General features: G+C 73.5%; 9 protein-coding genes. 3 read left to right on the forward strand and 6 right to left on the reverse strand.

Features of this window, described 5'->3' with window-relative positions:
* Positions 1-91: 91 nt before the first annotated feature.
* The 5 genes from ACFXOZ_RS41540 to ACFXOZ_RS41560 form a co-directional block, all read right to left on the reverse strand.
* Positions 92-784, reverse strand: a complete 693-nt coding sequence (locus ACFXOZ_RS41540) for a YidC/Oxa1 family membrane protein insertase (RefSeq protein WP_380522573.1) — start codon at positions 782-784, stop codon at positions 92-94.
* A gap of 111 nt (positions 785-895) precedes the next feature.
* The gene (locus ACFXOZ_RS41545; RefSeq protein WP_380398388.1) at positions 896-1189 is read right to left on the reverse strand and encodes a DUF6412 domain-containing protein; all 294 of its coding nucleotides are present in this window, start codon (positions 1187-1189) and stop codon (positions 896-898) included.
* 91 nt (positions 1190-1280) lie between these two features.
* Entirely contained in the window at positions 1281-1409 is a 129-nt protein-coding gene (locus ACFXOZ_RS41550) for a hypothetical protein (protein WP_380522574.1), read from the reverse strand.
* Between the two features lie 412 nt (positions 1410-1821).
* Positions 1822-3261 carry a hypothetical protein gene (locus ACFXOZ_RS41555; protein ID WP_380595250.1) on the reverse strand — a complete coding sequence of 480 codons (1440 nt, stop codon included), beginning with the start codon at positions 3259-3261 and terminating at the stop codon, positions 1822-1824.
* A 3-nt stretch (positions 3262-3264) separates the two neighbouring features.
* A complete protein-coding gene (locus ACFXOZ_RS41560; RefSeq protein ID WP_380522576.1) occupies positions 3265-3675 on the reverse strand; it encodes a WXG100 family type VII secretion target in 411 nt (136 codons plus the stop codon).
* A 128-nt stretch (positions 3676-3803) separates the two neighbouring features.
* On the opposite strand from ACFXOZ_RS41560, the gene ACFXOZ_RS41565 reads away from it, so the two are divergent.
* The gene (locus tag ACFXOZ_RS41565) at positions 3804-4088 is read left to right on the forward strand and encodes a type II toxin-antitoxin system prevent-host-death family antitoxin (RefSeq protein WP_360240707.1); all 285 of its coding nucleotides are present in this window, start codon (positions 3804-3806) and stop codon (positions 4086-4088) included.
* A complete protein-coding gene (locus ACFXOZ_RS41570) occupies positions 4081-4503 on the forward strand; it encodes a type II toxin-antitoxin system VapC family toxin (RefSeq protein ID WP_375883256.1) in 423 nt (140 codons plus the stop codon). Before ACFXOZ_RS41565 ends, ACFXOZ_RS41570 begins: the two co-directional genes overlap by 8 nt.
* Positions 4504-4587: 84 nt before the next feature.
* Here ACFXOZ_RS41570 and ACFXOZ_RS41575 read toward each other — a convergent pair whose 3' ends face one another.
* Positions 4588-5664, reverse strand: coding sequence for a Gfo/Idh/MocA family oxidoreductase (locus ACFXOZ_RS41575; RefSeq protein WP_380595252.1), 1077 nt, complete (start codon positions 5662-5664; stop codon positions 4588-4590).
* 179 nt (positions 5665-5843) lie between these two features.
* Between ACFXOZ_RS41575 and ACFXOZ_RS41580 the strand changes: the two genes are divergently transcribed.
* Positions 5844-6623 carry an HAD-IIA family hydrolase gene (locus tag ACFXOZ_RS41580; protein ID WP_380398397.1) on the forward strand — a complete coding sequence of 260 codons (780 nt, stop codon included), beginning with the start codon at positions 5844-5846 and terminating at the stop codon, positions 6621-6623.
* The last annotated feature ends 106 nt before the right edge of the window (positions 6624-6729 follow it).

A 6729-nucleotide genomic window follows, 5' to 3' on the forward strand; every position in this document is an offset into this window, starting at 1 on the left:
GTCGTCCGACAACACCAACTCGACCTTTGGTCGACCCGTCCGCACCATAGGATCAGTCTATATTTATGAATGAAATTCCAGACTCAGGACACTAGACCGCGAGCGCCGTCGCCGGGACCTGCCCCGTGCCGCGGTACAGCCAGGCCCGCTCGGAGGCCGACCACACGCTGGTGGTGAGCAGGTAGAGCGCGGCGGCCACCGGCACCAGCATCGCGAAGACCACCGACGCGAAGGACAGGTACGGCAGCAGCGCCGCCCCCGGCTGCGGGGTGGTCTGCGCGGCCGCCGCGCGCCGGGCCCGGCGGTAGTTGACGTACCCGACCGCCGCCAGCCCGGCGTACAGCAGGCCGAACACCGCGAACTGTCCGGCGCCCTGCGCGTTCCCGACGTGCAGGCCCAGCGGCACCCCGAACAGGGTGTGGTCCAGCAGGTCGTTCGGGGTGGTGAAGAGCCGGTACATCACCGAGAAGAACGGGATCTGCACCAGCATCGGCAGGCAGCCCGCGAACGGCGAGACCTGCTCCTCCCGGTACAGCTCCGCGAGCGCCTCGCGCGCCTTCTCCGGGTTCTTCTTGTGCTTCGCGTTCAGCGCGGCGACCTTCGGCGCCAGCTTCGAGCGGGCCTTCTCCCCGCGCGCCGCCGCCCGCGCCAGCGGGTGCAGGCAGAGCCGCACGGCGAGCACGAACAGGACGATCGCCAGTGCCGTCGGCAGGGCGTGGGCGAGGGTGGCGACCGCGGCGTGGGCGACGGTGACGGCCGGGTCGAGAACAGACAGGACGGACATGGTGAAGCGAGCCCTCCGGGGTCTCAGAACATGAGTGATCGGCGGAGGACGGCCGCGAAGAAGGTACGGGCAGCCGCGGAAACGCGGGCACCGTACGGGAGAACTGCGGGACTACGCGGCCGCCGGGGCCGCTCCCGGCGCCCTGGGGCGTCGCCTGCCCCGGGCGTCCGGATCACGCTGCGGAAGGAACGCCGTACGGAACGCCCGGCGTCGCAGCACCCCGCTGCGCACCGCGGCCGGGGCCCGTGCCCCCAACAACCGCGCCCCGGCGAGGGCCCCCGCGACCGCCCCGGCCACCAGGACCATCGCCGCCACGGCGGCGACGGACGCGAGCCCGCCGCCCTCGGTCACCAACTGCCCGGTCAACACCCGGAGCAGGCCCAGCACCATCGCGACGAACTCCACGGCGGGCCCCCCTCTCGATGTCTTCCCGGCTCCGGACGTTCAGCACGACGATCCTACGACCTCCCGGGTCCCCGCGGTACAGGGGAATTCCTCACGGAGCATCCACCGCGTGCACCCACACCCGCGTCGCGCCGTCCGCCTCCACCGTCAGCCAGACCGACTCCGCGAGGCGCTTGCCGTGACCGGGCAGCGGCCCGGCGACGACGGAACCGTGGCGCAACGCCCCCGCCGCCTTCGGGTCCGGCGCCCCCGCCTGACGGAACCCCTCCGACACACCGGTCCCGAGGTCTGTCCCGGCGCCCGGACTCACCGGGATCCCCAGCCCGTTCAGGAACCCCCATTCCTCTCCCGGAGGCAGCCGGAAGGACAGGAACGCCGAGTCGTCCTGGAACCCCTGCCGGTACGCCCACCGCAGCTCACCCGCCGACGCCGGCGGCTGCACCCGTGCGAACTCCGTGACCCGCTCCGCCGTGACCGCCATCCACGCCCCGGGCCGTCCACCGTCCGCCGCCGGATTCCGGTCCCACTCCCGCAACCAGTACAGGCCCCCCACCGCGCCCACCACCAGAACCAACGGGAGCAGGACACCCAGAAGGAGCGTCCGTCCTTGCCGTCGCCTCACCGTCCCCGCCTCACGGCCTCGCCCCGCGCGGCCCCCCGGCCCCCTGGAAGTCGGTGCCGCTCACGGGACCGCCCTCCCCGTCGTCGAGCCGGACGGTGACCGGCCGGGTCCTGCCGACGATGTCGTACTCCTTGGCCAGCCCGGTCCGGTGCAGGCTCGCCATGTCGGCGTCCGTGACGTCCGTACCGGCGATCGGCGTGCTCTTGCCCGGGTCCCAGTTGTAACGGTCCCAGACATTGACCTGGTACTGCAGGGAGACCCGGGGCTTCCCGTCCGGCCCCGGGACGGCCGTCACCACCCCGGACGTGAGGTACGGATGACTCCCGACCGCCAGGTACCAGTTGCGGTCACCGAACGTGCGGTGGGCGACCGGGCTCTCCACGGGGACCGAGACCGGAGCCCCTCCCGACTTCTCGAACGCGTCCAACGCGGCCTGCCGCCACTGGGCCGTGTTGGCGGCCAGTTGGACGCCCGCGTCCGCCTTGAAGCCGGCGTCGTCGCCGAGCATGCGGTCGACATCCACGGTGAGGGGCGTGCCGGTGCCGTCCAGGTAGTGCGCCATGTTGACGGAGGCATCCGGGTAGCCGACGAGTGAGCCGCCGGCGACGAGGGCGAGGGCCGTCGCCCGGACGTTCTGCTCGTGCAGGCCCGGCTCCCGGACCTTCCACGGCCCGGCGCCTTCGTCCGCTTTCGACCACTCGTAGTCGGTCGGGCCCAGGATCCCCGCCCCGACCAGCTTCGGTGAGTCGGAGGCGAGCAGCCCGGCCCGTACGGCGGGGTCGAGGGCTGCCCACCACGCCTTCAGGTCGCCGGGGTTGCTCGGCATGCCCGCAGCCGTCTCCAGGTCCCCCCGGGCGTTGCCGAGCCCGTCGGGATGCGTCGCCGGGTCGACCTCCTCCGGGTCGAGCGCGCGCAGGGCGGCGGCCACGGCACCGTCTGCCTCGGTGGCCGCCGTCACGGCCGCGGTCATGACCTGCACGTACTGCTGGACTTCGTCCCACTTCCGCTTCTGGTACGCCACCGTCTCGGGGTCGTTCCGCTCCTCGCGGGAGAGAGCGGGCAGCGTGACCGAGCCGTCGGCGGCCACGGTCGCGCCCAGGGCCTCCGCGTCGCCGATCGCGCGGAGCAGCTTCTTCCTGGCTTCGGCGAAGCTCCTGCCGGCGCGGTGCAGAGCCGCGGAGACAGCCAGGGCCTCGAAGTGGAAGGCCGCCAACTCGTCGGCCAGGAAACCGATTTCCCGGGTCGCTTCGTCGGCCGCCGCACCGGTCCAGGGCCGGCTGTCGGACGGTTGGGCGTAGGGCCCGCCGCTCCCACCCGTCAGCGGGTGCAGGACTCCCGAGCGGACCTGGCCGGCGAGGTGCTCCAGATGACCGGAGAGGCCGGTCCAGGTGTCGCCCGCGTGGTCGAGCGACTCGAAGGACGCCGAGCGGAGCTGGGTGAAGGACACCATGGTTCACGGCCCCTTGAAGGCGGTGGCGGTGGAGGAGTCGGTGGCGTGGTAGCTGCGTGCCGTGGCGTCCAGACGGTCGGCCGTCAGGCCGAGCCGGTTGTCGAGGCTGGTCCAGCGGGCCTTCCACCAGGTGAGCGCCTGGGACAGGGCCGGCCCGCTGGCCCACCCCTCGGCCAAGGCCTGGACGGCCGCCGCCGTGTCCGGTTCGACGCGGGTGACGGAGGACTTGAGCTCGCCACGTAGCCGCCGCGCTTCACCGGCGGTCTGCTGGAGCACACCCGGCTGTACGAGGACGGGGGCGCCCGCGCCGACGGTGCCCGCCCACGGACCGGTGGGGCGGGGCAGGACGGTCGCCGGTGGAGCGTCCTGGCCGTAAAGCCAGGGGTTCTGGTCCTTCTCGTCGGTGCCGGTCATGACGGGGAGCCCCCCTCTGCGTGCTCGATCGGTATTCGAACGTAGCCGATCGACCGGGGCGGCGAGGCGTGAATCCGTGAACGCGCGGGGTGTAGCCGTCGGTGCTACGCGGGGCTACCGTGGAAGACATGAGGACGATTACCCAGCGGGAGTTCCGGAACAACTCCGCCGCGGTGATGGACGCGGTGGAGGCCGGTGAGACCTTCCACATCACCAGGAACGGGGTCGAGGTCGCGGAGCTGCGGCCGGTGTCCGGGCGGCGGCGGCTCACGGCGGAGGAGCTGGTGGCGCGGCACGTGAAGTTGCCGCGGGTGGACTACCAGGAGATGCGTAAGGAGGCCGAGGAGTACTTCGGGCCCGAGGAGCTCGTCGGGGACGAGGGCGACGACCCGTTCGAGCGGCGGCGTGGCTGAGCGCCGGAGGGCGTCCCGGCGGCGGCCCGCCGGGGTGCTCGACACCTGTGTGTACATCGACCTGGCGCTGCTCAGCCCCGGGGACCTGCCCGCCGTGCCGGAGCTGACCGCGATCACCTTCGCCGAACTCCAGCAGGGCGTCTCGATGGCCCGCGACCCGATCAGCCGGGCGGCCCGGCTGGAGGTGCTCGGCGCGGCGATGGCCGACTTCGACCCGCTGCCCTTCGACGCGGCCGCCGCCGCCCGCTACGGGACCCTCGTCACCCTGACCATCGCCGCCGGACGGCAGCCGCGCCCGCGCCGGATCGACCTGATGATCGCCGCCGTCGCCTCCGCCCACGGGCTGCCGCTGTACACCCGCAACGTGGCGGACTTCCGGGGGCTGGGCTCGGCGGTGGAGGTCATCGGGGTGTGAGGGCGGCCGAGGCCGCCACGGCCTCGGCCTGCCGCATCCGCCGCATCCGCCGCGCCCGCCGCGCCCGCCGCCGCCGGGAGGTGGTCAACCCAGCCGGATCGTGCGGCCGGTGGCCGCGGAGGTGCGGGCGGCCTCCAGGACGGTGAGGGTGGCCACCGCGTCGCGCGGGTCGACCGGGGGCGGGGTGCCGGGGGTGGCCAGGGCGGCGGCGATGCCGGCGTAGAAGGCGGGGTAGTCGCCCGGGTCGGTGGGCAGGGAGATCTCGGACCCGTCGCTGCCCAGGGTGCCGTGGTGCTCGGGCAGGTCGGCGCCCCACGGGTGGGTACCGTCCGGGCGGCGGCCCGACCGCAGGTCGGCCTCCTGCGGGTCCATGCCGTGCTTGACGTACCCGGCGGTGTCGCCGAGCACCCGCAGCCGGGGGCCGATCAGCGGGGTGATGGCGCTGGTCCACAGGTGCGAGCGGGTGCCGCAGGCGTGGGTCAGGGCGACGAAGGCGTCGTCGTCCACCACCGCGCCGTCCCGCCGCACGTCGATCTCCGCGTAGACCGTCTCGACCGGCCCGAACAGGGTGAGCGCCTGGTCGACCAGGTGACTGCCCAGGTCGTACAGGGTGCCGCCGACCTCGGCCGGGTCGGCGAGCTCGCGCCAGCCCGGCTTGGGCTTCGGGCGGAACCGCTCGAACCGGGACTCGAAGCGGTGCACCCGGCCGAGCGCGCCGCCGCGCACCAGTCGGCTCGCGGTGAGGAAGTCGCCGTCCCAGCGCCGGTTCTGGAACACCGACAGCAGGACGCCCCGCTCCTCGGCCAGCCGGCACAGCTCCAGCGCCTCCGCGGCGGTGCCGGCCAGCGGCTTGTCCACCACGGTGGCCAGGCCGGCCCGCAGGGCGGCGCGGGCCAGCGGGGCGTGGGTGCGGTTGGGCGAGGCGACGACCACCAGGTCCAGCGCGTCCGGGTCGGCGAGCAACTGCTCGGGGGTGTCGAGGGCGCGGGCGTCCGGGTGCTCGCGGCGCAGCTGCTCCCGGCGCTCCGGGTTGGCGGTGACCACGGCGTCCAGCCGCAGCCCGGGCGTGGTGGCGATGAGCGGGGCGTGGAAGGCGGAGCCGGCCAGGCCGTAGCCGATCAGGCCGACGCGGAGGGGGCGGGGGGCGGTCAGCGGGTTCATACGGCCCACTCAATCACGGGGTGCCCCTTTGCTCCCGGTTCCCCGCTGCTCCCGCTGCCCGTCCGTCGGCCGTCGCGTCCCCTTGGACGGGACGTTCTGTCTCCGGCCATCCGTGCGGATTAGGCTGTGGCGCGTCAGGGCCCCACCGCAAGACTTGCAACATTCCGGGAGACACGCACGTGGCAGACCGCAAGCCCATCGAGTCCTGGCTGACCGACATGGACGGTGTCCTCATCCACGAGGGCACGCCGATCCCCGGGGCGGAGGAGTTCCTCCGCCGGCTGCGGGAGTCCGGCAAGCCCTTCCTCGTCCTCACCAACAACTCCATCTACACCCCGCGCGACCTGAGCGCCCGGCTGGCCGGGATGGGCCTGGAGGTGCCGGAGGAGTGCATCTGGACCTCGGCCCTGGCCACCGCCAAGTTCCTCAAGAGCCAGCGCCCGAACGGCACCGCGTACGTGATCGGTGAGGCCGGCCTCACCACGGCGCTCTACCAGGCCGGGTACGTGCTGACCGACAACAACCCGGACTACGTCGTGCTCGGCGAGACCCGGACCTACTCCTTCGAGGCGCTGACCAAGGCGATCCGCCTGATCAACGCGGGCGCCCGGTTCATCTGCACCAACCCGGACGAGACCGGCCCCTCCACCGAGGGCGTGCTGCCGGCCACCGGCTCGGTCGCGGCCCTGATCACCAAGGCCACCGGCGTGGACCCGTACTTCGTCGGCAAGCCCAACCCGCTGATGATGCGCGAGGCGCTCAACACCGCCGGCGCCCACTCGGAGACCGCCGTGATGATCGGCGACCGGATGGACACCGACATCGTCGCGGGCATGGAGGCCGGCATGGAGACCATCCTGGTGCTCACCGGCCTGACCTCCGCCGGCGACGTGGAGCGCTTCCCGTACCGGCCGACCCGGGTGGTCACGTCGATCGCGGACCTGGTCGAGCTCGTCTAACCTCTGCGGTGCAGTCGCGGGGCCCCCCCCCCCCCCCCCGCGCGGGGGGGGGGGGGGGGGGGGGCGGGGGGGGGGGGGGGGGGGGTTGACCGGCGGGGGGACCCAC

The organism is Kitasatospora sp. NPDC059160 (assembly GCF_042755465.1).
In the GTDB taxonomy this organism is placed as follows: domain Bacteria; phylum Actinomycetota; class Actinomycetes; order Streptomycetales; family Streptomycetaceae; genus Kitasatospora.

What these genes read in the sequence shown, in the direction of transcription:
- ACFXOZ_RS41540 (WP_380522573.1), bottom strand. Translation starts at nt 784, where the DNA reads ATGTCCGTCCTGTCTGTTCTCGACCCGGCCGTCACCGTCGCCCACGCC.
- ACFXOZ_RS41555 (WP_380595250.1), bottom strand. Translation starts at nt 3,261, where the DNA reads ATGGTGTCCTTCACCCAGCTCCGCTCGGCGTCCTTCGAGTCGCTCGAC.
- ACFXOZ_RS41560 (WP_380522576.1), bottom strand. Translation starts at nt 3,675, where the DNA reads ATGACCGGCACCGACGAGAAGGACCAGAACCCCTGGCTTTACGGCCAG.
- ACFXOZ_RS41565 (WP_360240707.1), top strand. Translation starts at nt 3,804, where the DNA reads ATGAGGACGATTACCCAGCGGGAGTTCCGGAACAACTCCGCCGCGGTG.
- ACFXOZ_RS41575 (WP_380595252.1), bottom strand. Translation starts at nt 5,664, where the DNA reads ATGAACCCGCTGACCGCCCCCCGCCCCCTCCGCGTCGGCCTGATCGGC.